At 68.1% G+C, this 25,684-nt stretch carries 26 protein-coding genes; 14 read left to right on the top strand and 12 right to left on the bottom strand.

Translation table 11 applies throughout. The annotated features are described in order from the left end of the window. Window positions 1-2 precede the first annotated feature (2 nt). From ACQ143_RS05755 to ACQ143_RS05740, 4 genes are read right to left on the bottom strand one after another with little or no spacing between them, the layout of a single operon-like run. On the bottom strand, window positions 3-1,115 hold the full coding sequence (locus ACQ143_RS05755; protein ID WP_449569751.1) for an acyl-CoA dehydrogenase family protein: 1,113 nt from the start codon (window positions 1,113-1,115) through the stop codon (window positions 3-5). Continuing rightward, window positions 1,115-2,080 (bottom strand): acyl-CoA dehydrogenase family protein, encoded by a 966-nt coding sequence (locus ACQ143_RS05750; protein ID WP_449569750.1) that lies wholly within the window; start codon window positions 2,078-2,080, stop codon window positions 1,115-1,117. The genes ACQ143_RS05755 and ACQ143_RS05750 overlap by 1 nt, the downstream gene beginning before the upstream one ends. Then, complete coding sequence (locus ACQ143_RS05745; RefSeq protein ID WP_449569749.1) at window positions 2,080-3,249, bottom strand: acyl-CoA dehydrogenase family protein; 1,170 nt, start codon at window positions 3,247-3,249, stop codon at window positions 2,080-2,082. Before ACQ143_RS05745 ends, ACQ143_RS05750 begins: the two co-directional genes overlap by 1 nt. After that, window positions 3,246-4,112: an enoyl-CoA hydratase gene (locus ACQ143_RS05740; protein WP_449569748.1), complete on the bottom strand. Its 867-nt coding sequence runs from the start codon at window positions 4,110-4,112 to the stop codon at window positions 3,246-3,248. Before ACQ143_RS05740 ends, ACQ143_RS05745 begins: the two co-directional genes overlap by 4 nt. 102 nt (window positions 4,113-4,214) lie before the next feature. Here ACQ143_RS05740 and ACQ143_RS05735 point away from each other — a divergent pair, with 102 nt between their 5' ends. From ACQ143_RS05735 to ACQ143_RS05725, 3 genes are read left to right on the top strand one after another with little or no spacing between them, the layout of a single operon-like run. Further along, the gene (locus ACQ143_RS05735; protein WP_449569747.1) at window positions 4,215-5,381 is read left to right on the top strand and encodes an acyl-CoA dehydrogenase family protein; all 1,167 of its coding nucleotides are present in this window, start codon (window positions 4,215-4,217) and stop codon (window positions 5,379-5,381) included. Continuing rightward, the gene (locus tag ACQ143_RS05730) at window positions 5,378-6,166 is read left to right on the top strand and encodes an SDR family oxidoreductase (protein WP_449569746.1); all 789 of its coding nucleotides are present in this window, start codon (window positions 5,378-5,380) and stop codon (window positions 6,164-6,166) included. Before ACQ143_RS05735 ends, ACQ143_RS05730 begins: the two co-directional genes overlap by 4 nt. Window positions 6,167-6,201: 35 nt before the next feature. Continuing rightward, a complete protein-coding gene (locus tag ACQ143_RS05725) occupies window positions 6,202-7,353 on the top strand; it encodes an acetyl-CoA C-acetyltransferase (RefSeq protein WP_449569745.1) in 1,152 nt (383 codons plus the stop codon). A 110-nt stretch (window positions 7,354-7,463) separates the two neighbouring features. On the opposite strand, the gene ACQ143_RS05720 is transcribed toward ACQ143_RS05725, so the two are convergent. From ACQ143_RS05720 to ACQ143_RS05705, 4 genes are all read right to left on the bottom strand, one after another. Continuing rightward, entirely contained in the window at window positions 7,464-8,537 is a 1,074-nt protein-coding gene (locus tag ACQ143_RS05720) for an NAD(P)H-dependent flavin oxidoreductase (RefSeq protein WP_449569744.1), read from the bottom strand. After that, window positions 8,534-9,190: a CoA-transferase subunit beta gene (locus tag ACQ143_RS05715; RefSeq protein ID WP_449569743.1), complete on the bottom strand. Its 657-nt coding sequence runs from the start codon at window positions 9,188-9,190 to the stop codon at window positions 8,534-8,536. The genes ACQ143_RS05720 and ACQ143_RS05715 overlap by 4 nt, the downstream gene beginning before the upstream one ends. A gap of 86 nt (window positions 9,191-9,276) precedes the next feature. Further along, window positions 9,277-10,146, bottom strand: a complete 870-nt coding sequence (locus tag ACQ143_RS05710; protein ID WP_449569742.1) for a CoA transferase subunit A — start codon at window positions 10,144-10,146, stop codon at window positions 9,277-9,279. Next, window positions 10,143-10,901, bottom strand: coding sequence for an enoyl-CoA hydratase family protein (locus ACQ143_RS05705; RefSeq protein WP_449569741.1), 759 nt, complete (start codon window positions 10,899-10,901; stop codon window positions 10,143-10,145). Before ACQ143_RS05705 ends, ACQ143_RS05710 begins: the two co-directional genes overlap by 4 nt. Window positions 10,902-11,060: 159 nt before the next feature. Between ACQ143_RS05705 and ACQ143_RS05700 the strand changes: the two genes are divergently transcribed. Genes ACQ143_RS05700 through ACQ143_RS05690 form a run of 3 tightly spaced genes read left to right on the top strand, consistent with a single transcriptional unit; the run spans window position 11,061 to window position 13,653 of the window. After that, window positions 11,061-11,963, top strand: coding sequence for an SDR family oxidoreductase (locus ACQ143_RS05700; protein ID WP_449569740.1), 903 nt, complete (start codon window positions 11,061-11,063; stop codon window positions 11,961-11,963). Then, window positions 11,960-12,742: a MaoC/PaaZ C-terminal domain-containing protein gene (locus tag ACQ143_RS05695; protein WP_449569739.1), complete on the top strand. Its 783-nt coding sequence runs from the start codon at window positions 11,960-11,962 to the stop codon at window positions 12,740-12,742. Before ACQ143_RS05700 ends, ACQ143_RS05695 begins: the two co-directional genes overlap by 4 nt. Continuing rightward, complete coding sequence (locus ACQ143_RS05690) at window positions 12,739-13,653, top strand: NAD-dependent epimerase/dehydratase family protein (RefSeq protein WP_449569738.1); 915 nt, start codon at window positions 12,739-12,741, stop codon at window positions 13,651-13,653. Before ACQ143_RS05695 ends, ACQ143_RS05690 begins: the two co-directional genes overlap by 4 nt. Here ACQ143_RS05690 and coaE read toward each other — a convergent pair. Both coaE and ACQ143_RS05680 read right to left on the bottom strand, forming a co-directional pair. Then, window positions 13,628-14,242, bottom strand: a complete 615-nt coding sequence (gene coaE / locus ACQ143_RS05685; RefSeq protein WP_449569737.1) for a dephospho-CoA kinase — start codon at window positions 14,240-14,242, stop codon at window positions 13,628-13,630. The two genes, ACQ143_RS05690 and coaE, sit on opposite strands and share 26 nt — an antisense overlap. A 43-nt stretch (window positions 14,243-14,285) precedes the next feature. Next, window positions 14,286-14,636, bottom strand: a complete 351-nt coding sequence (locus ACQ143_RS05680; RefSeq protein WP_449569736.1) for a hypothetical protein — start codon at window positions 14,634-14,636, stop codon at window positions 14,286-14,288. 77 nt (window positions 14,637-14,713) lie between these two features. On the opposite strand from ACQ143_RS05680, the gene ACQ143_RS05675 reads away from it, so the two are divergent. The 5 genes from ACQ143_RS05675 to ACQ143_RS05655 all read left to right on the top strand — a co-directional run bounded on the left by ACQ143_RS05675 (window position 14,714) and on the right by ACQ143_RS05655 (window position 18,057). After that, the gene (locus ACQ143_RS05675) at window positions 14,714-14,836 is read left to right on the top strand and encodes a hypothetical protein (RefSeq protein ID WP_449569735.1); all 123 of its coding nucleotides are present in this window, start codon (window positions 14,714-14,716) and stop codon (window positions 14,834-14,836) included. Window positions 14,837-14,899: 63 nt separating this feature from the next. After that, complete coding sequence (locus ACQ143_RS05670) at window positions 14,900-16,081, top strand: thiolase family protein (protein WP_449569734.1); 1,182 nt, start codon at window positions 14,900-14,902, stop codon at window positions 16,079-16,081. 211 nt (window positions 16,082-16,292) lie between these two features. Next, window positions 16,293-17,030 carry an Ltp family lipoprotein gene (locus ACQ143_RS05665; protein WP_449569733.1) on the top strand — a complete coding sequence of 246 codons (738 nt, stop codon included), beginning with the start codon at window positions 16,293-16,295 and terminating at the stop codon, window positions 17,028-17,030. A gap of 118 nt (window positions 17,031-17,148) precedes the next feature. Then, on the top strand, window positions 17,149-17,346 hold the full coding sequence (locus tag ACQ143_RS05660) for a hypothetical protein (RefSeq protein WP_449569732.1): 198 nt from the start codon (window positions 17,149-17,151) through the stop codon (window positions 17,344-17,346). A 6-nt stretch (window positions 17,347-17,352) separates the two neighbouring features. Further along, window positions 17,353-18,057: a hypothetical protein gene (locus ACQ143_RS05655; protein WP_449569731.1), complete on the top strand. Its 705-nt coding sequence runs from the start codon at window positions 17,353-17,355 to the stop codon at window positions 18,055-18,057. Between the two features lie 113 nt (window positions 18,058-18,170). Here the strand turns inward: ACQ143_RS05655 and ACQ143_RS05650 are convergent, their stop codons facing one another. Beyond that, window positions 18,171-21,794 carry a choice-of-anchor I family protein gene (locus tag ACQ143_RS05650; protein ID WP_449569730.1) on the bottom strand — a complete coding sequence of 1,208 codons (3,624 nt, stop codon included), beginning with the start codon at window positions 21,792-21,794 and terminating at the stop codon, window positions 18,171-18,173. 207 nt (window positions 21,795-22,001) lie between these two features. On the opposite strand from ACQ143_RS05650, the gene ACQ143_RS05645 reads away from it, so the two are divergent. Together ACQ143_RS05645 and ACQ143_RS05640 are read left to right on the top strand one after the other, a co-directional pair. Then, entirely contained in the window at window positions 22,002-23,156 is a 1,155-nt protein-coding gene (locus ACQ143_RS05645) for an acyl-CoA dehydrogenase family protein (protein WP_449569729.1), read from the top strand. Window positions 23,157-23,160: 4 nt separating this feature from the next. Continuing rightward, the gene (locus ACQ143_RS05640; RefSeq protein ID WP_449569728.1) at window positions 23,161-23,937 is read left to right on the top strand and encodes an enoyl-CoA hydratase; all 777 of its coding nucleotides are present in this window, start codon (window positions 23,161-23,163) and stop codon (window positions 23,935-23,937) included. Window positions 23,938-24,120: 183 nt separating this feature from the next. Here the strand turns inward: ACQ143_RS05640 and ACQ143_RS05635 are convergent, their stop codons facing one another. Then, a complete protein-coding gene (locus tag ACQ143_RS05635; RefSeq protein ID WP_449569727.1) occupies window positions 24,121-24,639 on the bottom strand; it encodes a MarR family winged helix-turn-helix transcriptional regulator in 519 nt (172 codons plus the stop codon). Window positions 24,640-24,904: 265 nt separating this feature from the next. On the opposite strand from ACQ143_RS05635, the gene ACQ143_RS05630 reads away from it, so the two are divergent. Further along, window positions 24,905-25,681, top strand: a complete 777-nt coding sequence (locus tag ACQ143_RS05630; RefSeq protein WP_449569726.1) for an electron transfer flavoprotein subunit beta/FixA family protein — start codon at window positions 24,905-24,907, stop codon at window positions 25,679-25,681. The last annotated feature ends 3 nt before the right edge of the window (window positions 25,682-25,684 follow it).

Raw genomic sequence — 25,684 nt, 5'->3', positions numbered from 1 at the left:
CGTCAGAGCCGCTGGAGCGCCCAGTCCGCTGCGGCTGCCCGCTGTTCGTGAGCCGTTCCGAACAGCTGGCCGAGCGCATGTGCCCGCTTGAAAACCAGATGGGCGTCGTGCTCCCACGTGATGGCGATCCCACCGTGCAGCTGGATCGTCTCCGAGGCGACGTGCGAGAGTGAGTCCGAACAGACCGCCTTGGCGACCTTCGCGAGCGCAAGTCGGTCGGTGGTGCCGTCCGCCAAGGCGGCTGCTGCCCCGCGCGATGCCGTCACCGCGACCTCGACCCGCACATGCATGTCGGCAAGGCGATGTTTGATCGCCTGGAATGAGCCGATCTGGCGCCCGAACTGCACTCGCTGCTTCGCATACGCGACGGTCATCTCCAGTGCGCTCGCCGACGTTCCGGCCTGGACGGCGCTGATGGATGCCAGTGCGACGGCCTGAATTCGCTCCCACGTTCGGGCATCGGCTTCACCGACAGGATGGGCGTCGACGTCAGCGAAATGCAGAGCCGTCAGACGTAGAGTCTGGTCCATCGTAGATACCCGCTCGCGGGTGACCCCATCGGTGGGAGCGACCTCGAACAGGCGGGGTCCGGCTTCGGTCATCGCGATCACCAGCAGCACATCGGCGATATCGCCGTCCAACACAAACCCGACCGATCCGTCCAAGGTCCAGGCGCTGCCCTTCGGGCGCGCCCGCACACCGATACGGTCAGGGGTGAACCGACCGGATGGGTCAGCCCAGGCCAGAGCGGCCGAGAGGGTGCCATCCGCGATGCTCGGGAGCAGGCGCTCCGCCGCCGCCACATCCTCGGTTGCGAGGATCGCCTGTGCGGCGATGGCCACCGACCCGAGGTATGGCGAGGGCGCCAGCGAACGGCCGATCTCTTCCAACACAAGCTGCTGCTCGCGCAACGTGTAGCCGGCACCGCCGTACTGCTCGGGGATGGCGAGGCCTGCGACGCCGATCTCTTCACGCATCAGCCGCCACAGCTCCACGTCGAATCCGGGTGCGCTTTCGATAGCGCGACGGGTCGCCGCGCTGTCGGCGTGTTGCTCAAGCACATCGCGAACCAGGGCGACGAGCTCGAGCTGGTCCTCATCTGGTTCGAACGACATCACAGTCCCTTCGCCAGGAGATCACGCGCGATCCGCGCGCGATGCGCGGCGGGTGTGCCCCATGCGCCGGAGAGGGCAGGAGCCAGCCCGAGCCAGATCCGCAGGGTGTGCTCCGCGGTGTAGCCGATGGCGCCATGCACCTGCAGCGACACGCGGGCGGCCAGCAAGGCGGCATCCGAAGCAGCCACCTTCGCCGCCGACACGGCGCGATCCGCGTCGGACTCGCGCAGGCGCAGCGCAGCATTCCACACCAGTGGCTGCGCGAAACTCAGGGCGACGCGCACGTTCGCAAGCTGGTGCTTCAGGGCCTGGAACTCGCCGATGGGCCGACCGAACTGCTCGCGCACCTGCGCGTATGAGACGGCTTCGTCCAGCATCCGCTCGCCGGCGCCGACGAGCATCGCCGCTGCAGCCAGTGCCGCCTCGTTCAAGGCCCGCTGCAGGCCCGCCGGCTCCAGTGGCGTCCCTCCGCCCGAGCTGTTGAGACGTGCCAGATGACGGGTGGGAGCGACGGACTCCAATTCCACAGAGATCTCCGCCTGATGCAGCGCGCCGTCGCGTACAAGGTACCGACGATCGGCGATCGCAGCATCCAACGCCGCAGGGGCGATGCCGTCGACAGCAGCCGTCGCGATCGTGCCGGTGGCAAGCTCACGGCGCACGTCACCAGGAACCAGGGCGGGCAGAAGAGCGACGGTCTCCAGGTAGGGGCCGGGCGCACCGTGGTATCCGAGCCGCTCGAAGACGACGGCGAGGTCGCCGGCCGAGCCCCCGAACCCTCCCTCCCTCTCATCGACACGCAGGCCGAGTAGACCGAGCTCCCCGAACTGCTCCCAGAGAGCCAGGCCGGCGGTGGTGTCGCCGTCCGCCCAGGCGCGGGCGATATCGCTGCCCCCTGCGCCCTCGACGACCTCATCGATCGCCTCCGCGAACGCGGACTGCTCTTCAGTGATCAGAAACCGCATCAGGAACGCCTTCCGTCTCCGCCGCGGGGAAGACCGAGGATCCGCTCCGCGATGATGTTGCGCTGCACCTCGTTCGTGCCTGCGTATATCGGGCCGGCCAGCGCGAACTGGTAATCGTCGACCCAACGGCCGGCATCGACAGCAGTTTCTCCGCGCAGCTCGGCGTCCGGGCCGAGGATTCGCAGCGCCGTCTCATGGATGTGCACATCCAACTCAGACCAGAACACCTTGTTGATGCTTCCCTCGGCGCCGACGGTGCCACCTTCGAGTAGAGCACTCACCGTTCGCCAGGTGAACAAGCGGTATGCCTCGGCACCGATCCAGGCGTCGACCACCGCATCATTCTCGTGTGGCACAACGCGATCGTCTTGCAATGCGATCAGCCGCTCGGCCGCGGCCATGAAGCGGCCGGGCGCGCGAAGCGACAGGCCGCGTTCGTTGCCCGCTGTACTCATCGCGACCCGCCACCCGTCGCCCGGCGCGCCGAGCACGTCGTCGTCGGGGACGAAGACATCATCGAAGAAGATCTCGGCGAATCCGGTGGTGCCGTCCAGTTGCGCAATGGCACGGACGGTGATTCCCTCGGCGTCCATGGGGAACAGGAAGTACGTCAGGCCGCGATGGCGCTGGGCATCGGGGTCGGATCGAAACAAGCCGAACCCCCGGTCAGCCCAGACCGCACGCGAGCTCCAGATCTTCTGCCCGTTGAGCACCCACCCGCCGCGCGCGTCATCACGTCGAGCTGTGCTGCGGATGGCGGCAAGATCGCTCCCGGCGCCCGGCTCCGACCAAGCTTGCGCCCAGATCAGCGACCCGTCGGTCATGGCGCGCAGATAACGCTCGTGCTGCTGCGGCGTGCCGTGCTCGAACAGGATGGGGGCAAGCAGCGAGATGCCGTTCTGTGCCACGCGGGTGGGCGCTCCTGCGCGGTAGTACTCCTCCTCGAAAAGCACCCACTCGGTGATGCCGACATCCCGGCCACCGTACTCTTCGGGCCAGGACACGACCGACCAGCGCCCCTCGGCGAGCTTCGCCTCCCATTCGCGATGTGCGGCGAATCCCTCTTCCGTATCCATCGACGGCAGCGGCGCCGTCGGGACGTTCTCGGCAAGCCACGCGCGTGCTTCGGCGACGAATGCCTGCTGCTCGGGCGTCAGATCGAGGTTCATCGTGTCGCCTCGCTCCGGGCGTCGGCTTTGATCGACTTCACATCGACGCCGCCGAGCGAGTCTCCGCCGACCTCGGCGTTGTGGGCGTGGGCGGCGTGGTGCAGGCCGAACACCGAATCCATGCCGGCCCGCATGCCTTGGAGGTCTTCTGCCTGATTGACGGCCTTCTTGGTCAAGGCCAGGCCCAGCCGCGGCATCCGGCCGATACGCTCGGCAAGTTCGAGGGTGTGTGCTTCCAGCTCGTCGCGCGGCACGACATGGTTGACCATGCCCAGCTCATAAGCCCTGGTCGCCGGCATCCGATCACCGGTGTAGAGCAGCTCTTTGGCGGCGCGAGGGTTGGTCACCCACGGGTGGGCGAAGTACTCCACGCCCGGGATGCCCATCGCCACCACCGGATCCTGGAAGAAAGCGTCGTCGGAGGCGACGATGAAGTCGCAGGACCAGGCGAGCATGAGTCCCCCCGCGATACAGGCGCCTTGCACCATTGCGATGACCGGCTTCGGGACCTCGCGCCAGCGGCGACACATGCCGAGGTACACTTCGGACTCGCGGGCGAAGCGTGAGTCGACACCTGCGGCGCCGACATGGTCCCACCAGATGACCGCTTTGCGCTCGAATGTCTCGTCGATATCACGCTCGGGGGTGCCGATGTCGTGGCCGGCGCAGAAGTGCTTGCCGTTGCCGCCGAGCACGATGACCTTCACGGCGTCATCGTCGACGGCGCGAATGAAAGCCGCGTCGAGCGCGTAGGTGACCTTCGAGTTCTGTGCGTTGCGGTATTGCGGGCGGTTCAATCGGATGATCGCGGTCGTGCCGCGCACCTCGTAGGTGACGACGTCGCCGGCGGTGTCGTCGGACATGACGGGTTCCTCCCTGAACTCAACCAACCAAACAATCGCTTGGTTTAGTTGATACTATACGTGAACAGGAAGCCGGAGACCACGACTCGACGAGGAGCAGAGATGGACCCGATGCAGCACGAAGCGGACGAACGCTTCCGAGCGGAGATCCGCAGCTGGCTCGAGGAGAACCTCAGCGGCCGCTTCGCGTCATTGCGGGGCCGCGGGGGATCCGGACGTGAGCATGAGGACTTCGAGGCCCGCCTGGAATGGAACCGTCACATGGCCTCCGCAGGCTGGACCTGCGTCGCCTGGCCGCAGGAGTACGGTGGTCGTGGTCTCAGCATCCAACAGCAGGTGATCTTCCACGAGGAGTACGCCCGGTCTGGTGCCCCCGCGCGGGTCAACCACTTGGGTGAGGAGTTGCTCGGCCCGACGCTGATCGCCCATGGCACGGCCGAGCAGAAAGCCCGGTTCCTGCCGAGGATCGTCGCCGTCGAAGAGCTGTGGTGCCAGGGGTATTCGGAGCCTGGTGCCGGGTCTGACCTCGCCGCGGTATCGACGCGCGCGGTGCGCGAAGGGGACTCCTGGGTCATCAACGGCCAGAAAGTGTGGACCTCGCTCGCCCAGGAGGCGCAGTGGTGTTTTGTGATTGCGCGTACAGAGGTCGGCTCGGTGCGGCACCGTGGCCTCTCGTACCTGCTTGTGCCGATGGACCAGCCCGGGGTCGAGGTGCGTCCCATCACCCAGCTCACCGCCACGAGTGAGTTCAACGAGGTCTTCTTCGACGACGCCCGCACCGAGGCATCGCTTGTCGTCGGCGGCGAAGGCAATGGCTTCAAGGTCGCAATGGCTACGCTCGGGTTCGAACGCGGGGTCTCCACGCTCGCGCAGCAGATCGCCTTCCGCCGCGAGCTGGATGCCGTCATCGACTCGGCCGAGCGCACCGGCGCGATCGACGACGCCGTCATCCGCGAACGCCTCGTGGGCGCCCGGATGGATCTCGAAGTGATCCGCCAGCATGCGCTGCGCACCCTCGGGGGAGAACAGGGTGACTCGGCGTCGGTTGCAAAGCTGCTCTGGGCCGATTGGCACCGGGCGCTCGGCGAGCTCGCGATGGATGTCGCCGGGCCTGGCGCCCTCGAGGTCGGTCAAGAGTACGCGCTCGACCCCTTGCAGTCGCTCTTCCTCTTCAGTAGAGCGGACACGATCTACGGCGGCTCGAACGAGATTCAACGCAACGTCATCGCCGAGCGTGTGCTCGGCCTGCCCAGGGAGGCCCGCCCATGAACATCATCGCACCCGAATACGTCGCGGGTCACGGTCTGCTCGACGGTAAGCGCGTCATCGTCACCGCCGCTGCCGGCGCCGGGATCGGGCAGGCTGTCGCCGTGCGCTGCCTGGAGGAGGGCGCGGTGCTCGTGGTCATCAGTGATACACATGAGGGCCGGCTTGCAGAAGCGCAGCAGCAGCTGGGGGAACGCTTCGGACAACACCGCGTGCGGAGCGTGACGTGCGACGTCACCGACGAAGCACAGGTGCAGGCGCTGCTCGATATCGCGGAGCAGGGCGGGCCCGTCGACGTGATGATCAACAACGCCGGACTCGGTGGTTCGGTGTCGATCCTCGACATGACTGACGAGCAGTGGGACAAGGTGCTCGATGTCACACTCACGGGCACCTTCCGCTGCGTCCGTGCTGTCGGCCGCCGGATGGTCGCGTCGGGTACGGCCGGGGTGATCGTCAACAACGCCTCGGTGATCGGGTGGCGGGCACAAGCCGAGCAGGCGCATTATGCCGCGGCCAAGGCAGGGGTGATGGCACTCACCCGCAGCGCGGCGATGGACCTGGCCGCGCACGGGATCCGGGTCAATGCCGTGTCGCCGAGCCTGGCGATGCACCCCTTCCTCGAGAAGGTCACCTCGCCCGAGCTGCTCGAGCAATTGAAGGCGCGGGAGGCGTTCGGCCGGGCCGCGGAGCCGTGGGAGGTCGCCAACGTGATGGTCTTCCTTGCCAGCGGGTATTCGTCCTACATGACCGGCGAGGTCGTGTCGGTCAGCAGTCAGCACGCGTGAGCACCGCGACAGGCGGCGCAGAGAGAGGGTAGAACATGGCAGAGGCATACATCGTGGACGCAGTGCGCTCACCGGTGGGAAAGCGGCACGGCTCGCTCGCGGGCATCCACCCGGCAGACCTCGGTGCGCACAGTCTGCGCGCCCTGGTAGACCGTGTCGGCATTGATCCCGGTGCGATCGACGACGTCATCATCGGTGCCACCGATACGCTCGGCGGCCAGGCCGGTAACGTCGCGCGCACTGCGCTGCTGGTCGCCGGATTCCCGGAACACGTGCCGGGCGTCACTATCGACCGTCAGTGCGGATCGAGTCAGCAGGCGGTCCACTTCGCTGCGCAGGCAGTGATGAGCGGCACGAACGATCTCGTGATCGCGGGCGGCCTGCAGAACATGTCTCAACTGCCGATCTCATCTGCCATGACCGCGGGTGAGGCGTACGGATTCACGACGCCGTTCGCCGAGTCTCCGGGGTGGCAGCAGCGCTACCCGGAACAGGAGATCTCGCAGTTCGTCGGCGCCGAGATGATCGCCGACAAGTGGGACCTCACCCGTGACCAGATGGAGCAGTTCGCACTGCACAGCCATCAGCGGGCAGCCGCCGCTCAGGATGAGGGCCGGTTCGTGAACGAGATCGTGCCGCTCAACGGCCTTACGCAGGACGAAGGGGTGCGGCGCGACACATCGCTGGAGAGGATGGCCTCGCTCGACCCGCTCGCCCCGGGTGGGCGGCTCACCGCGGCCGTCGCTTCGCAGATCAGTGATGCGTCCAGTGCAGTGCTCGTTGCGAGCGAGCGAGCGGTCAAACAGCATGGGCTCACCCCTCGCGCTCGCATCCATCACATCTCCGTGCGCGGTGACAGCCCCGTCTATATGCTCACTGCACCGATCCCGGCGACGAAGCACGCGCTCGAGCGGACGGGCATGCGCATCGACGATATCGACCTGTTCGAGGTGAACGAGGCGTTCGCGCCCGTCGTGCTGGCATGGATGAAGGAGACCGGCGCCCCGTATGAGAAGGTGAACGTCAACGGCGGCGGCATCGCGCTCGGTCATCCGATCGGGGCCACCGGGACCCGACTCATGGCAACCCTTCTCAACGAGCTCGAGCGCACCGGCGGTCGCTACGGGCTGCAGACGATGTGCGAGGGGGGCGGACTCGCGAACGTCACGATCATCGAGCGACTCTGACACCGCTGCGAAGACGCTCGGCGCGGGTCCTCACGTGACCCGCGCCGAGCGTCTTTCTCCCGGTGGACGCAATCCCGACAGGCCGACCACGGTGTGGGAGCAGATCCCGGTCACGCCACCAACTGCGCCGCAGCAGCACGCAGATGCGCGGCAGCATCACGCACGACACGATCGACGAGTTCCTCGCAGCTGGGGAGATCATCGATCATCCCGACCACCTGGCCGGCGGCCAGCATGCCGGCATGTGTGTCGCCATCGACCAGGCCGGCTTTCAGAAGCATCGGCGTGTTGGCGGCAAGGGCCATCTGCGACCAGGATCGTCCCGTCGCTCTCTTCATCGACAGCCCTTCTTTGAGAAAGCCGGGCCAGCTCAGGCCCGAGAGCTTCTTGAACTCCAGTGACCGTCGCACGGTCGGGATCAGTCGCGAAATCCCGGAGCGTCCCTCGAGGCCCTCGACGAACTCGGTGCGGAGCAGGCGATGGGGCATACCATCGGCTTTCGTCGTCACCACCGTGCCGTCAAGCCCGAATCCGAGGTATCGCTCCTTGATGGCCTCCGGTACCGCGCTGTCACTGGTGAGCAGGAAGCGCGTACCCATGCCGACACCCGCGGCCCCGTAGGCGAGGGCTGCCGCGAGTCCCCGCCCGTCATGGAAGCCGCCGGCAGCCACGACCGGGATGTCGACTGCCGACACGACCGAGGGCAACAGGATGGATGTCGGCACGGCACCCGTGTGACCGCCGCCTTCACCACCCTGCACCATCACGGCGTCGGCACCCCATGCCGCGACCTTCTCGGCATGGCGGACAGCGCCGACCGAAGGGATGACGACGATACCGTGCTCCTTGAGGCGATCGATCAGCTCGCGCCGGGGGGCGAGCGCAAAACTGGCCACCTTCACGCCATGGCGAATGAGCAATTCGACGCGCTCGGCGGCATCACCGGCATCGGCCCGCAGGTTCACACCGAACGGACGGTCGGTGCGTTCAGTCACCTCGATGATCTGCTTCTCGAGCTCGTCGTAGCTCATCGTCGCCGAGGCGAGGATGCCCAGTGCGCCGGCCCGTGCCGTCGCCGACACCAATCGCGCGCCGGCGACCCAGCCCATACCGGTCTGGACGATCGGGTGATCGACACCGGTGAGCTGCGTCAGTCGGGTCGACAGCAGGGGGGGAACGGTCATCGATTCACCTCTCGGTCGCGGAGCCCGCGCGGATCCAGGCGCTGGCGGATGAGCTGCAATTCGCGTCCACTCGGTTCTCGCGTGACCGCTACCTCGCCCGGGATATGCAGCGCGAACCCTGTGGCGGCGGCTACTTCATCGGTCGAAACGCCCGGGTGGATGCTGACCAGCGCGAGGGTCCCGGCCGGACCGGAGAAATCGAGCACGGCGAGATCGGTGACGACGCGACGCAGATCTTGGAACCGCGAAGCGCCCGTTCGCCGCGCGCGGGCGGGACCTACTCCGGTGACGACGTCGACGTCTTCGACGAACACTCGAGGCGAATGCTTCGCGATCCAGTAGCTTGTCGCGTGGTTCACGGAGTTCGTCGCGGCTGCGCGCGCACCGAGCAGTTGCCGGGCCGGTCGATCGCGATCGCCGATGGCGGACAGGTTCTGATTGCCGTGACGGTCGATCTGGGCCGCTCCCATCACGACGTGCCGGCGGCCTCGGGCCATCAGCTCGAACAGATCGCGGTAGGGGAAAGGTGCCTCAGGCTCTCGGAAGGGTTCGTCGACGGCTGGGACGTCGGCGTACAGCGTCGCCTCGCCGTCGCTGAACAGCAGCTTCGACGCGTGCGTGAGCCGCGCCAATCGGGCACCGATGGTCGGCACGATGCCGACGGTGCTGGCGAGGATCGCGCCGGCACCGATGAACAGATCGCTGCATGCGGTCACGGCGACCTCGGCTCGGGAGATGCTCATCGCTCGGTCTCCATGTGGAACGCGGCGACCTCGTTGCGGTAGGCGTGCTCATCGACGTCGATGAAGCGCGCGCGGAACCGCGCCCACAGTTCTGCATCGGCTGCCGCTTGGACGTACGCCCGCTGAAGACGCTCGTCGCGTGGCGCGTAGGGAGGATGTGCCGTGAAGCCGGCGCCGCCGGGAACCTCGACGCACATATCGACGAGTGTGCGGTTGAGTACCGATGTCGTCGGCGTGGCATCGACCAGCAGATCGCGCGTGTCGAGGATCTCTTCAACGCTGGCGACCGTGTAGCGCGCGGCGCCGGCGAACAGATCGTCGAAGAAGAGATCGGGCCCCACGCACACCGCTGTGCCGGCGATGTCTGCACGGTCCAGGTGAAGCAGGGCGAGGTCGAGGGGGATCGCGGGCATGGCGACGAGTCGTTCGTCGTCTTCCGGGCCCGCGTACGGCGAGGCGATGGTGCGGATCTCCGGGTTGCGTGTCACCGCGTCGGAGCCTGCCCCTGCGCGAGTGACCTCGAAGGGCAGCCGGCGCGCGGCCGCGCGCAGGCCTGCGATCATCATCGCCTCGTCATACTCGACGCTGCGTACGGTGCCGCTCTGACGTGCGGCGGCGAAGTGCGGATCGATCGCGATGCTGTCGAGTGAGACGAATGCATGCACGATCTCACGTGCCTGTCCGGTCGCGCACAGCGTCCCGATGTCTGGTCCGCCGAAGCTGACGATGCGCAGGTCCTGCGCGCCGGAGCGGACAATCTGTCGTACCAGTGACATCGGCTTGCGCCGTGAACCCCAGCCACCGATCCCGATTGTCATGCCGTCCTCAATCAGCGCCCCGATATCCTCCAGGGCCGCGACGGTCATGTCTCGAGATTCCCTCCGGTGGCCACGAAGTGGTCGCGGTGCTCGTCGGCGACACCCGCGAGGTTGAGTTCGAAGGTGAACCCCTGCTCAAAACGGTAGCTGCGGTTGACATCGATCGGATCGATGCCGTTCAGCGCTTCCTTGGCTGCGCGGATGACGCGCGTGTCCTTTGCGGCGATCTCTTCGGCGAGCGCCCGCGCCGTGTCGTCGAGCGCGGCGCGCGGCACGACGGCGCTGACCGACCCGAACTCTTCGAGCCGCTGAGCCGTCACTGTGCGGCTGGTGTAATACATGGAGCGCAGCATGTGCTGCGGCACGAGTCGTGACAGGTGGGTGGCAGCGCCGAGGGCGCCCCGATCGACCTCTGGAACACCGAAGGTCGCGTCGTCGGATGCGACGATCACGTCGCTGTTGCCGACCAGACCCACACCGCCACCGAGGCAGAAGCCATTGACGGCGGCGATCACGGGTACCGCGCATTCGTAGATCGCTTTGAACGACTCATAGCAACCGCGGTTGGCGCCGAGGATGCCGGAAAATCCCTCGATCCGCTGCATCTCTTTGATGTCGACCCCGGCGTTGAAGCCGCGCCCCTCGGCGCGCAGGATGACAACGCGCGTGTCGGGGTCGGCGGACGCTTCACGCATGGCTTCTGCGATGGCGAACCAACCGGCAACGGGCAGCGCGTTGACCGGCGGATAGTCCATGGTGACGGTGCGCACGCCGCGGGCGTGAAGAGTGGAAGTGATCGTCATCGAGACACCTAACCTAACGTTTGCTCAAGTGACCCTAGCACTTGCTTGGTTGCAGCGGAAGCGACGGAGGATATTTGCCCTAGCGTTTGCTTGGTTGGTAGGGTAACGCACATCTCGTCACCGCGCGGTTCAGCGCGCTGTCTCAAAGGAGAGTCGAACATGGCAGGAATCCTCGAGGGCCGCGTCGCCATCGTCACCGGGGCCGGCCGCGGCCTCGGCCGCGAGCACGCGCTGGAAATCGCGCGACAGGGCGCGAAGGTGGTCGTGAACGATCTCGGCACGACGCTCGATGGTGCCGGGGTGTCGGTCGGGCCGGCGCAGGAGGTCGTCGACACGATTCGCGCCGCCGGTGGCGAGGCAGTCGCCAACGGTGCAGACGTCGCGGATTTCGCGCAGGCCGGCGACATGGTGGCACAGGCGATCGACGCATTCGGTCGCCTCGACATCCTGGTGAACAATGCCGGATTCGTGCGGGATCGGATGCTGGTGAACGCCGAGGAGGACGAGTGGGACGCCGTCCTCCGCGTGCATCTCAAGGGCCATTTCGCGCCGTTGCGCCACGCTGCAGCATATTGGCGTGCTGAGGCGAAGGAGGGTCGGCAGCCGATCGCACGGGTCATCAACACCTCATCGGGGGCTGGACTGCAGGGCAGTGTCGGCCAAGCAGCGTACTCTGCGGCCAAGGGCGGCATCGCCTCGCTGACTCTGGTGGCTGCGCAAGAGCTCGCGCGCTATGGAGTGCACGTGAACGCCATCGCGCCCTCGGCGCGGACGCGCATGACAGAGGGGCCGTTCGCCGCTGCGATGGCAGCGCCGGATGCAGGTTTCGACCGGATGCACCCCGCCAACGTCTCGCCCGTCGTGGCCTGGCTCGGCAGTGCCGACTGCACGATCACCGGCCGAGTCCTCGAGGTCGAAGGAGGTCGGATCTGTCTTGAAGAGGGCTGGCGGCACGGACCCGTACGTGAACTCGACCGACGCTGGTCCGCCGCCGAGGTCGGCGAAGCCGTGCGTGCGATGGTCACCGAAGGGCGTGCGCCCGAGCCGGTGTACGGCGCATGATCGCGGGGGACTGGGCCGGCCGCCCGCTGGGCGAGCGTACCGTCGCATACGCCGAGAGCGATGCCATCCTCTACGCACTCGCCGTCGGGGCGCAGGCCGATGATCTGGACCTTGTGTTCGAAGACAGGCTTCGCGTGCTTCCCACTTTCGGACTCACCCTGGCTCAGTGGGCACCGGACGTGCTCGCTGAGGCGGGCGCGTTCGACAATCGGGCCGTGCACGGTGCGCAGACCCTTGAGGTGCACCGACCGCTTCCGCGATCCGGCGAGCTGCGATTGAGTGCGCGTGTCGGCGATGTCTGGGACAAAGGGTCTGCGGCGGTGTTCGAGGTGATCGTCGAGTGCGATGAGTTCACCGCGGCGTGGTCGCTGTTCGCGCCCGGAGTCGGTGGGTTTGGCGGTGAGCGGGGCCCCTCGCGTCCCGCGGCCCCCGATCGCGGCGACGGCACCCGGTCGATGCTGTCGACCTTTCCCACCCAGGCGGCGCTGTACCGGCTCACCGGTGACCGCCACCACATCCACATCGACCCCACGGCGTCGGCGCGCATCGGGCAGCCCGTGCCGATCCTCCAGGGACTGTGCACCCTTGCTGCGACGACCCTTGTGCTCGCTGCGGCGCAGAATGCGCACCCGGCCGATCTCGCCTCCCTCAGAGGGCGGTTCAGCGGCCCCGTCGTACCCGGTGACGCACTCGAGGTGGAGTCGTGGGCCGACGGCGGTTTCGAGGTGCGTCGCGATGGTGCACCGGTCATCTCGGAAGGACAGGCGGCATTCGCATGAGCAGAATTCTCGTCGTCGGAGCTACGGGGATGATCGGAAGTCACATCGCCGCCGACCTCGCAGCCCGGGGCGACGTCGTCACCGCGATGTCGCGCCGTGAGCCGTCAGATCGCGATCCGAGCGCGATCGCCGGATTGCCCCGCATCGTCGGCGATTACACCGAGGACGCGGCCCCAGCCGAGCTCGAGGCGTTCGACGCCATCGTGTTCGCCGCCGGCAACGACATCCGGCACGTCCCCGCCAACCAGGAGGACGCGGCGTTCTGGGAGCGCACGCAGTCCGGCGGTGTGCCACGGTTCGCCGCGCGTGCGAAGCAGGCCGGTGTGGGGACGTTCGTTCAGATCGGCAGTTACTATCACCAGCTGCACCCCGAATGGGCCGAGCGCGTCCCCTACGTCGCCGCGCGCCGGGATGCTGATGTTCGTGCTCGTGCCCTCAGCGATGAGGGCTTCGCTGCGATCACCCTCAACCCTCCATCGATTGTGGGTGCCGATGAGAAGAACCTGCGCAGGTTCGCCCGCATGATCTCGTGGGTGCGCGGCGAGCTGGAGGAGCCCGCGCTGTTCGCGCCGCCCGGCGGCACGAACTACATGTCGGTGCGCTCGCTTTCGCAGGCCGTACAGGGTGCGCTCGACGCCGGCGAGGCAGGGCGCGCGTATCTGGTCGGTGACCGCAACTTCACGTATCGCGAGTACTTCCAGGCACTGGCCGATGCGGCCGGAAGCGACCGGACGGTTGTCGAGATCGATCAGGAGCATCCGTATCAGCCGGACCGCTTCATCGTGCAGGGTCGGGGTGCTGTGATCTCCTATGAGCCCGATGAGGCCGAGACCGCGTTGCTGGGCTATGACCGTGACGACGTGGATCGCGCGCTCGCGGAGATCGTCACCGCTGCGGACGCATTCCGCTGAGCCGAAGCCAGAGATCGGCGACAGCAGCCTGCGTCTGTGCCAGGGTGCCGTCGGTGCGAAGAACGATGTCGGCGACGGCGATGCGGTCGCCTTCCGCTCCCTGGGCACGTGCCCGAGCAGCGGCTTCGTCGGCACTGTATCCGCGCCCGTGACGCAGTCGCCCCACGCGAGTCTTCTCGTCGGCTTCCACCGTCACGATCACGTCATATGTCCATGGCAGTGCAGCCGATCGGCGACTCAGCAACGGGTTCTCGTGCACGATGATGCCGGGCGTGCTGCGCGCTGCGGCGATACGTCGGCCGACTTCGTCGATGATCGCTGGACGCAACAGCGCGTTGTACTCGTGTCGCACGCCCGAATCGCTGAAGATCCGGGTGGCGACGAATGCCCGGTCCAGGCTGCCGTCGGGTCGCAGGGCTCGATTGCCGAGCAGTTCAGCGATGCTTCCGAGCAGTACGGCGCCCGGCTTTGAGTGCGGGTCAACCACTGCGCGGGCCGCGTCGTCCCCGTCGATGACGCGGGCTCCGAAACCGGCGAGCGCACGGGCGACGGTGCTCTTTCCGGCGCCGATCCCGCCGGTGAGGCCCACCAGGAGCGAGGTGATCATGCCACGACCCTAGTCACAGCGCAGCTCACCCCTTCTCGCGCGGCCCCGACGTCTGCGCCAGCGGTGCCAGCTCCGCGGCCCATGCCGCGTCGATCGCGTCCGCGGTCCAACCTCCGTCGTGATCGAGCGTGCGCAGCACGGCCGGGTGGGCATAGAGGGTGAGTCGGTCCCCGCCGATCCCGATCGCCTGGCCGGTGACCCCCGCCGACTCGGCGGAGCTCAGCCACACGATCAGGGCAGCGACGTCTTCGGGCGTGCCGAGGGCGTGGTCGCGGCGGTACTCGGTGGGGATGCCCTTCCCGGCCACATAGTCCTCGTAGACCTGCGTGTAGGCGGGGATGGTGGCCGTCATCGGCGACAGCGCCGTGGGGATCACCGCGTTGACCGTGAGTGTGCTCGATCCGCGCTACGCCGAAGAAGTGAGGGTGCGAGACCCCTCACCGTCGGCAGCCGGTGGGCGAGCGTCAGATTCCGAACACGTCGGCGATCTTCCGCTACGACCGCGCCAAGTCGTTCGGGCTCAGCAGCGTCGGGCCGCTGTACGCCGCGCCGGAGGGCAACGGACCCGGCTTCTGAGCGGTCGGGCCGGCGGCCTCCGGCTACGCTGGGCGGAAGGACCGCCGAAGCAAGGAGGCTGCCGTGCCCACCGCCGTGATCGTCGATGTCGTGCGTACCCCGTCGGGTCGAGGCAAGCCCGGCGGGGCGCTCAGCGGCATCCACCCCGTCGACCTGGCGGCCGCGACCCTGACGGCGCTGCTGGAACGCAACGGCCTCGAGTCCACGCAGATCGACGACGTGCTGATGGGCTGCGTGAGCCAGATCGGCGACCAGGCCATGAACATCGGCCGGTTGGCGACGCTGGCCGCCGGCTTCGACGAGTCGGTGCCCGCCGTCACCGTCGATCGCCAATGCGGGTCGAGTCAGCAGGCCGCGCACTTCGCCGCGCAGGGTGTGATCGCCGGCGCCTACGACATCGTCATCGCCGCAGGGGTCGAGTCGATGAGCCGGGTGCCGCTCGGCTCGTCGCGGCAGGGCGGAACGACGGCCGCCGGCATCGCCGCCCGCTACCCGGACGGCCTCGTGAACCAGGGGGTGTCGGCCGAACTCATCGCCCACAAGTGGGGGTTCACGCGTACCGCGCTCGACGAGTTCTCGGCGCAGTCGCACCAGCGCGCCGCCCAGGCGTGGTCGACGGGCCGCTTCGACTCACAGGTGATCCCCGTGCTGCCGCCGGACGCCACCGACGCCGTCGCGTTCGACGAGACCGTTCGCGCCGGGACCACGGCGGAGGGCCTGGCTTCACTTCCGACGCCGTTCCGCACCGAGGAGATGGCCGCCCGGTTCCCGGACATCGAGTGGAAGATCACGCCCGGCAGCTCGTCCCCGCTGACCGACGCGGCCTCGGCGGCCCTCATCATGAGCGAGGAGAAGGCGGTCGAGCTCGGACTGACGCCCCGCGCCCGCTTCCATGCGTTCTCGGTCGTCGGCGACGACCCGGTGTTCATGCTCACCGGGCCGATTCCCGCCACGCGTCGCATCCTCGAGCGCAGCGGCCTGTCGATCGGTGACCTCGACGCCTACGAGGTCAACGAGGCCTTCGCGTCCGTGCCGCTGGCGTGGATGCAGGAGCTCGACGCCGACCCCGACAAGCTCAACCCGTGGGGTGGCGCGATCGCCCTCGGGCACGCCGTCGGGGCGTCGGGCACCCGGCTGCTGGGCACGCTGCTGTCGTACCTGGAGGCGACCGGCGGCCGTTACGGCCTGCAGACGATGTGTGAGGGCGGCGGCATGGCCAACGCCACCATCATCGAACGGCTCTGACCGCGCGGTGTGAACGCACGAGGGCCCCCGGAGCGTGAGCTCCCGAGGCCCTCTGGGTTCGGCCTGTGCTTTGGGGATATGCGGGCGAACGGTGCCGGCTCGTGCCTGCATCGAATCGCGATGTCGGAGGTCTGGTGTGTCCTGGTCTACTGGCCGTCGGCCGGTGGCACACACCTGGGGTCTGTGCCTTGAATGATCAGAAGGATCTGTTATGTCTGACATCAAGACGAACAATTCTGGGGCGAGTTCGGCTACGGGTAAGCGTGGTCTGACGAAGCTGAAGTGGTGGCAGTGGCTCCTCGTCGGCATCGGGGTGCTCGTACTTGTGAGCATCATCGTCAACGGGCTCAACGGCCGAACGACATCGTCCGACGCCGAGACCGCCTCGACGAATGGTTCTGAGCAGGCCACCACGGGCGGTGGATTCACGCAGGAGTCCAAGCGGCCTGCCGAAGAGGCAATCGAGATGGTCGCGGTGCCCGAGTTGGTGGGCGACACCATCGGCGAAGCACGGGCCAAGCTCGACAAGCTCGGCCTCACGCTCGATGCCGATGGCGTCGAGGATGACTGGGTCATCACGGCTCAGCAGCCGGTGAGGGGTTCATATCCGCTGGAGGGGCTCGAACTCAGCGTCACCAGCGAAGCGCCGAAGCCTGTCTACACGCTCGCGCAGCAGAATGCGATCCGGAAGGCTCAGTCGTACCTCGACTACTCCGGGTTCTCGCGGGCGGGTCTGATCGGGCAGCTGGAATACGAAGGCTTCTCCACTGAGGATGCCACGTTCGGTGCCGACAACGCCGGTGCGGACTGGATGGCAGAAGCCGCAGAGAAGGCCGCCAGCTACCTCGACTATTCATCGTTCTCCCGGCAGGGACTGTACGACCAGCTCGCCTACGAGGAGTTCACTCCCGAGCAGATCGAGCATGGACTGGCCGCCGTAGGTTACTGATGGGGCGCCGTGGGCGGTCGATGCTGGATCGCGGCGGCCCACGGTCCCCACAGCTTCGGCGTGTCATGCAATGTCAGAGGTCGATGTTCTACTGTGGCCATAGGGCAGGAGGATTCACATGGCACCCGTGATCCAGGTGAGCAACGAGCAACTGCTCACGCGTCGCGCCGAGTTGCTCGCCGAGCTTCACCTCGACTCTTACGAGCAGTTCCGCGATCGAGCCGCGCGCGGCATACTCAGCGATCGTGAGTGGGCGCTGCGGAACGAGCTCGACTCCGTCGCTTACCTGCTCGGCGAAGACGAGCTGACAGACTGAGCTCCGGTGCTGGGCCAGGCGCAGGGGTTTGCCGCACGTCTGGAAGAGATGATCCGCGCAACGGTGCCGGGCACGCCCTCGATCCGCGCGCAGGAGAACGCGCGCACCGGTCGCATTCGGATCTCACCGGTCGACGTCGCTGACCCACTGGCACAGGTTCGGCTGCCGCTCTACGCAGATGGTGTCGAGCTGGCCACATGGTCGTTCGTCATGTTTGCCGAGGGTTCGGCAGACGGGTTTCTCAAGATAGATCAGCTCCGTATGGCGCTCACGCCGGCATTCGAAGATGCTCCTCTCGTCCGGCTGGAGTATGAAGCGCGGAGCACCTCGCGTCCTGTTTCACACTGGCAGTTCCATGCTGAGCGCGGTTCCCTCTCATTCATCCTCGCTCGCACTCACCGCGAGGGGAGACGCAGGGACATTCCGATGTCGCTGTCCGCACTCCACTTCGCCACGGGAGGCCGCAGGTTCCGTCCAGGTGTCGAGGATTTCCTGCAGTTCTTGATCCAAGAGTGTCGATTCGACGCGCATGCGCCCTGGAAGGCATCCCTTGAGGACAATCGCGAACTCGCGCGACGGTTCCAGGTGCGCACGATCGCACGCGACTGCCCGGCTGAGGTCGCGGAGGTTCTCAAAGAGCGCGGGTGGCGCGTCGAGCCTCCCGATGACTTCGATGAGCGGGAAGCGACGGCCGTACTCAGGGAGTACTGACCCGGTGCCGTGACACCCGCAGATGCTGTGAGCGGAGAGCTCGTCGTCTGTCCTGATCGAGTCCTACGGCGGCCCGGAAGCCGGAGCTTCCGGGCCGCCGATGAATGCCGAGGTTACCGCAAAGTGGGCCGGCGCCGGCGGGTGACCAGGACCGCGCCGCCGAGCACCGTCATCACGGCCAGCACGGTCACGAACCCGATGGGGAAGGTGCCGCCGGTGGCGGCGAGCGCACCGGCGGGGACCACCTGCACGGGGATCTCGATCGGGTCCAGGCCGGCCGACTCGAGCACGAGCGTGTGCGCGCCCACCGCGAGGTCGGCCGGGATCGCGACGGTGAAGCTGACCATGCCGGCGGCGTCCGCGGCCGGGATGCCCTCGACCACGATCGGGTCGCTGAACAGCGTCGCCGCGATCTGCTGACCCGGCGTCAGGGCCGACACCGCCACGCGCAGCGTGCCACCCTGCTCGACCCGGCCCGTGCCGATGTTCACCTCGGCCCAATCGGTCCGCGGCTCCGGCTCCGGGGTCGGCGTCGGGGCTTCGGCGGCGACCGCTCGGCCCAGCGGCGCGGGGTCGACGACATCGTGCGCGGCGAAGTACGCCACGGTCGCTGCGAGGTCGGCCTGCCCGGTGTCGGAACGGTCGGTGCCGGCGGCGAAGGTGGTGAAGTTGTCGCCTCCGGCGGCGAGGAACGAGTTCGTCACGACCGTGAACCGGTCGTCCGCGGCGATCGACGCGCCGTGGAGTGTCATCGAGACGATGCGCTGGCCGCGGGCGGCGTCGGTGTCGTACACATAGCCGAACCCGTCCGAGACGCCCAGGTGCAGCTTCGGCCGCGAGGCGCCGTCGGGCTGCCACTGCTCTTCGAGCACCGCCTTGAGCTGTGCGCCGGTGAGCGTGACGGTGACCAGCGAGTTCGCGAACGGCTGTACGTTCGCGACGTCACGGTAGGTCACCGTGCCGTCCGTGCCGTACACCAGGTCGGCCCGCAGACCGCCGGGGTTCATGATGCCGATCTCGGCCGGCGTGCCCGCATACGCATCGTTCGACGTCGCCCACAGGTACACGTCGGCGACCAGGTTGCCCAATGCCGACTCGACGCCGCGGTCACTGCCCGCCGGGGTGCCGCCGCGCAGGATGTCACCGCTGATCGCGCCGACCTCGACAGCGCCCTCGACCTCGGCCACGGCGACGGCATCGGCGACGATCTCGGCCACCTCCGGGGCGTCGGCGTACACGGCGGCGCCGTCGACGACCAGCGGCACCACACCGCCGGTGATCGACACCAGCTCGTTCGTGGTGGCATCCACCGAGATGTCGAGGGTGCCCAGCGCCTTGCCGTACTCCAGCGCCTGGATCACGGGACGTCCGTCGACCTCGCACGCGTAGTTCTGATGCGTGTGACCCGACACGATCGCGTCGATCTCGGCGGAGGCGCCGCGGATGAGCTCGCCGTATGTGGTCGGGTCAGCCGCGATGTCGGTGCAGCTGTCGCCGGCGGACCCCTCGTGGGTGAGCAGGATCGTGACGTCCGCCAGGTCGTCGTCGGCGATCTGCGCCGCGACACGGTTCGCCGCCTCCAGCTGGTCGCCGAACTCGATGTCGGCAATGCCGTCGGGGCTGACCATCGACGCGGTGGCCTCGGTCACCGTGCCGATGAACGCGATCCGCACACCGTCCACGGTCTCGACGGTGTACTCCGGCAGCGCCGGGGTGTCGGTGCCGGCCCGGTACACGTTCGCGCCCAGTCCGTACGCGAGGTCGCCGTAGCGAGGCAGCACCCGGTCGGTCAGGTCGGCGAAGCCGGCATCGAACTCGTGGTTGCCCACGGCGCCCAGGTCGAGACCCGCCGCGACCAGCGCGTCGATGGTCGGGGCGTCCTGCTGGATGAAGGAGGTGAACGTCGATGCGCCGATGTTGTCACCGGCCGACACGAACAGGGTGTTCGGGTTGGCGGCCTCGAACGCATCGACCGCGCCGGCGATGCTCGCCGCGCCGGCCTCGCCGTTGCCGAGGTTCTGCTCGATCCGGCCGTGGAAGTCGTTGATCGTGAGGACCTGGATGTCGGTAGTCTCGGGAGCGAGGGCGTCGTCGATCGCGAAGACCGTCGTGGTGCCGGACACTTCGTTGCCGACCGCGATCAGCGGCGCGCCGGTGGGGGAATCGGCCGCGGCGATGAAGGCGATCGACTCGGGCCCGAGGTCTCCGGCCGTCGCCAGGTCGCCCCCGTCCTCCACCGACTGGGAGAAGTCGCGGTTGTTCACGTAGGTGACGAACGCGGATGCCGCCGGGTCGGTCACGTCGTAGACGGCGACGCCGCCCACGCGCTCGAAGCCCACGAACGCGTAGGTGCGGCCGCCCACCTCGCCGATCACGATCGCCTCCGGCTCGGGGCCCTTGTCGTCGCTGCGCCCCTCGAAGTTCGACTCGGAGTGGTTCGAGTTGAAGAACTCCGGCGCCGCGGCGGCGGTGATCTCCTCGAACGACGAGCCCGAGTCCCAGACCTGCTCACCGTCGGTCGTCCAGATCGAGAACGACCGGGAGCCGAACGCGTACAGCTCCCGGTAGCACCCGGCATCCCCATCGAATCCGCCCTCGATCGTGACGTTCAGCCGTCCGAGGTCGGCGTCCGCGAGCGCGCCGGCCAGCGGGCTGTCGGTGCAGACCGGGCCGTAGCCGTCGTCTGCGAGGTCCTTGACCCGGGCAGCCTCGACGTAGTCGCCCCATTCGCGGGCGTCGCCCTCGTTGGCGGTGACGAGGTAGGTCTGGCCGCCGGCGGTGTACGAGTCGATCGCGTCGGGCATGTAGACGCTGTACAGGCCCTCGTAGGCGCGCAGGTCGAAGCCCGCGTCGCGGTCGCTCGGGTCGAGTGCGTTCTGCTCGAGGCCGTGGTCCTTGACTCCGAGCGGATGGATGCCGGTGACCGTGGCCGAATCGAGATCGACGACGGCGAGCGCGTTGGCCTCTTGCAGCGTCGCGTAGGCGGTGCCGCCGTCGACGGTGATGTACTCGGGCTCGAGGTTGCGGCTGACCGGGAAGTCGACGCCGACGGTCGGGCCGAACACGCGCACCCCATCGGGCACGGCGGTCTCGTAGGCGTGGAAGTCGGCGATGCGCACGTCGCTCTGGGCGGGCGCGGTCAGACCGGCGGGCAGCGCGACGACGGCGATCGACCCTTCGGGGTCGACCGAGAAGTCGTCGGCCGGTTCGCCCTCGTTCGCCACGACCGCATACGAACCGTCGGGTGAGATCGTCACCATGTCGGGGAGGGCGCCCACCTCGACCGTGCCGAGGAGTGCCGCCCCGGCATCTCCCGCGTTCGCGTCGAAGAAGACGAGGTGGCCGGGGTCGGTCTTCACCGGCGCCTCCACCGCGATGACGCCCAGGCCGTCGTCGCGGATCGCGACCGAGTTCGCCGTCCCCGTCGAGGCGATCGAGAACAGCTTCGTGATCGCGGTGGGGTCCGCGTAGTCGAGCACGTCGACCGCTCCGGCCTGGGCGTTCACGACGAACAGGCGGTCGCCGAAGGCCTGCACGATCTCAGCGGCGGACGCGTCGAAGACGCCGGTCTCGTACGAGCCGAGGGGTGTCAGGGTGAGTGCGGCATCCGGGGCGGAGACGGTGACCGGTGTCGGCACGATCTGCGCGGACGCGGCTGTCGGGGCCAGTGCGAGAGTGCACAGGACCGCGGCAGCCGCACCGAGCGCGACCGGACGGCGGAAGGACTGCAGGGGCATGGGTATCCTCGTCGATTCGGGATTCGGGAGTGCGCGGATCCGCGCTCCTCAAGTCCTAACCAGGCCCGGTGACGTCCCCGTGAACGGTGGGCGAATGATGCGTGCATCCGTCCGCTTCTGAATACTAGGACGTCCATGTAAACTGAGCACAGTGCCCCACGTGGGCCACCACAACGCTGTCACCCTGTTTCACGAGGACGTGATCACATGAGCATGACTCTCACCCCCGCCCTCTCCGGCGAAGAGCGGGCCGCCATCCTCGATGCCGTGCGGAGCTTCGCGGCGCACGAGCTCGAGCCGCACGCGCTCGACTGGGACGAGCGACGACACTTCCCGCGTGACGTCCTGCGCGCGGCGGGTGAGCTGGGCGTGGGCGGCATCTACGTGCGCGAGGACGTGGGCGGCTCGGGGCTGCACCGCGAGGACGCCGTGGCCATCTTCGAGGCGCTGGCGATGGGCGACCCCACCATCGCCGCGTACATCTCGATCCACAACATGGTCGCCTGGATGATCGACTCGTACGGCGCCGACGCACAGCGCCGGCAGTGGCTGCCCGACCTCACCGGCATGCGGCGCCTGGGCGCCTACTGCCTGACCGAGCCCGGTGCCGGATCGGACGCCGCCGCCATCACCACGACCGCCATCGCCGACGGTGACGAGTACGTGCTCACCGGGGTCAAGCAGTTCATCTCCGGGGCGGGCGAGGCCGACGTCTATGTCGTGATGGCGCGCACCGGCGAGCCCGGCTCGCGCGGCATCACGGCGTTCCTCGTGCCGGCGGACGCCACGGGGCTGAGCTTCGGTGCGAACGAGAAGAAGATGGGGTGGAAGGCGCAGCCGACCCGTCAGGTGATCCTCGACGAGGTGCGGGTTCCGGCATCCGCTGTTCTCGGCGAGCTCGGCGGCGGGTTCAAGATCGCCATGAGCGGGCTCAACGGCGGACGCATCAACATCGCCGCCTGCTCGCTCGGCGGTGCGCAGTGGGCGCTCGACCGCGCGACCCGGTACGTGCAGGAGCGGTTCACGTTCGGCGAGCCGCTCGCCGAGAAGCAGGCGGTCGTGTTCGCGCTGGCCGACATGGCCACGCAGCTGAAGGCGGCGCGGGCCCTCGTCCGGGACGCCGCCCGCGCGATCGACGACGACGCGCCCGACGCCGTCATGCAGTGCGCGATGGCCAAGCGCTTCGCCACCGACGCCGGGTTCGAGGTCGCCAACCAGGCGCTGCAGCTGCACGGCGGGTACGGATACCTGCAGGAGTACGGCATCGAGAAGATCGTGCGCGACCTGCGGGTGCACCAGATCCTCGAGGGCACGAACGAGATCATGCGGGTGATCATCGGCCGCGCCGTTCTGGGAGCATGAGGGTATGACTTCCTATGAGACGATCCTCGTCGACACGCGCGGACGCGTGGGCTGGATCACCCTGAACCGTCCCGAAGCCCTGAACGCCCTGAACTCGCAGGTGATGCACGAGGTGGTGACCGCCGCCGAGGCGTTCGACGCCGATGAGGGCATCGGGGCCATCGTCGTCACCGGCAGCGAGCGCGCGTTCGCCGCCGGGGCCGACATCAAGGAGATGAGCAGCAAGACCGGCCTCGACATGCTCATGGGCGACCACTTCGGCGCCTGGGGCCGGTTCGCCGCCGTGCGCACGCCGGTGATCGCCGCCGTCTCCGGCTTCGCGCTGGGCGGCGGGTGCGAACTGGCGATGATGTGCGACATCATCCTGGCCGCCGACACCGCGAAGTTCGGTCAGCCCGAGATCAACCTCGCCGTCATCCCCGGCATGGGCGGCACCCAGCGCCTCATCCGCGCCGTCGGCTACTACAAGGCCGCCGAACTCGTGCTCACCGGTCGCATGATGGATGCCGCAGAAGCCGAACGTGCCGGACTGGTCTCCCGGGTCGTCCCGGCATCCGATCTGCTCGACGAGGCGGCGGACACGGCCGAGACCATCGCCGCCAAGTCGCTCCCGTCGGTGTACGCGGCCAAGGCCGCCCTCGACGCGGCGATGGAGACCTCGCTCGCCGAGGGTCTGCGGTTCGAGCGGCACGCCTTCGCGGCGCTGTTCGACACCGCCGACCAGAAAGAGGGCATGGCCGCGTTCGTCGAGAAGCGCACGCCGGACTTCACCGGACGCTGACGATCGGATGCCGGGTCAGCGCCGGCCCGGAATCCGATCCACCAGCGGGGCGAGCATCCCGCGCCCGTCGCGGCCGGGGTGCCGCGGCTGATCGAGGCGGCCGGGAACGTGCCGCCACGATGCGGACGGCCTGACCGACCGCGCGGAGGCGGAAGTCTCCCCCGTAGCTGTGTCGCGCGCCGGTCAGGCCGGGTCGACCGGATCGCCGGCGTTCTCGCGCAGGCGCGCGACGATCTCGATGAGCCCCTCCGCATCCGCGGCATCCAGCCCCGGCGTGCGGAACACCTCGCTGTTGAGCGCGGCGGTGGCCCGTCCGGCCAGCTCGCGCCCCGCGGCGGTGAGCACCACCAGGCGCCCGCGGCCGTCGGACGGGTGTGCCTCCCGCCGCACGAGACCCGCGGCCTCGAGCCGGTCGACGGTGTTGGTCACGCTCGTCGGATGCACCTGCAGCCGCGCGGAGGCCGAGGACATCGGCATCCGCCCGTCGCGCGTGAAACTCAGCAGCGTCAGCAGCTCGTACCGGGCGAAGGTGAGACCGAACGGCCGCAGCGCGTCGTCCACACGGGCCAGCAGCAGCTGCTGCGCGCGCATGATCGAGGTGACCACCGTCATGCCGGTCGCCGCATCGGCCCAGCCGTGCGCCCGCCACTGCCGCTGCGCCTCGGCGATGGGGTCGAGCGCGCGGCGTTCGCGATCAACCACAATCGCCTCCCGTCGTCGGTGATCACGGTAGTCGGTTTCCTCAGCCCGACTTGGGATCCGGGCCGCCGTGCGGGAGGCTGGAGAAGGTCCCCGCCGGTCGTCGTCGCGGCATCCACCCGCGCGGCGCCGGCCTCGGGAAACATCGCATGCAACGGACTGTGTATACACAGACGCCGTCAGCACCCGGATATTCCACTCGATGAGGCCCGATTGGGTACATAACGCCCACGACTATTAGACTCGCCGCAGGCGTGAGGAGATGTCGATGAAGATCGTCGTTCTGGTCAAAGAAGTCCCCGACACTTACGGGGATCGAAAGCTCGATCTCGAAACCGGGTTGGCCGACCGTGAGGCGTCCGAACGCGTGCTCGACGAGATCGGCGAGCGCGCCCTCGAAGTCGCGCTGAAGTACGCGGACGCGAACGCCGGCACCGAAGTCGTCGTCCTCTCGATGGCCCCCGAGGCCTCGGCCGCGACGATCCGCAAGGGCCTGGCGATGGGCGCGGGCTCGGCGGTGCAGATCGTCGACGAGGCGCTGGTCGGCGCCGACCTCGGCGTCACCGCGAAGGTGCTGGCCGCCGCCGTGCAGCGCACCGGATTCGACCTGGTCATCACCGGCAACCTGTCGACCGACGGCTCCGGCGGCGTGATCCCGGCGATGCTCGCCGAGCACCTCGGGGTGCCGCACGCCACCGCGCTGGCCGAGGTCGAGATCTCCGAGTCCGCTGTCACCGGCACGCGGGCGACGGATGCCGGCAAGGCGAAGGTCTCGACGGGCCTTCCCGCCGTCATCTCCATCACCGAAGCACTTCCCGACGCGCGGTTCCCCAACTTCAAGGGGATCATGGCCGCCAAGAAGAAGCCGTTCGAGACGATCTCGCTGGCCGACCTCGGCGTCGAGGTGGACCCGGCTGTCGCACCGCAGTCGATCCTGGTCACCGTCGGCGAGAAGCCGCCGCGGGGCGCGGGTGTGAAGATCGTCGACGAGGGCGACGCCGGCGAGAAGCTCGCCGCGTACCTGATCGAGAACCGACTGGCCTGAGGG

This window comes from Microbacterium pollutisoli (assembly GCF_053586795.1).
The sequence above is the reverse complement of the archived record's forward strand: the minus strand, read 5'-3'. Positions and strand labels throughout refer to the sequence as shown.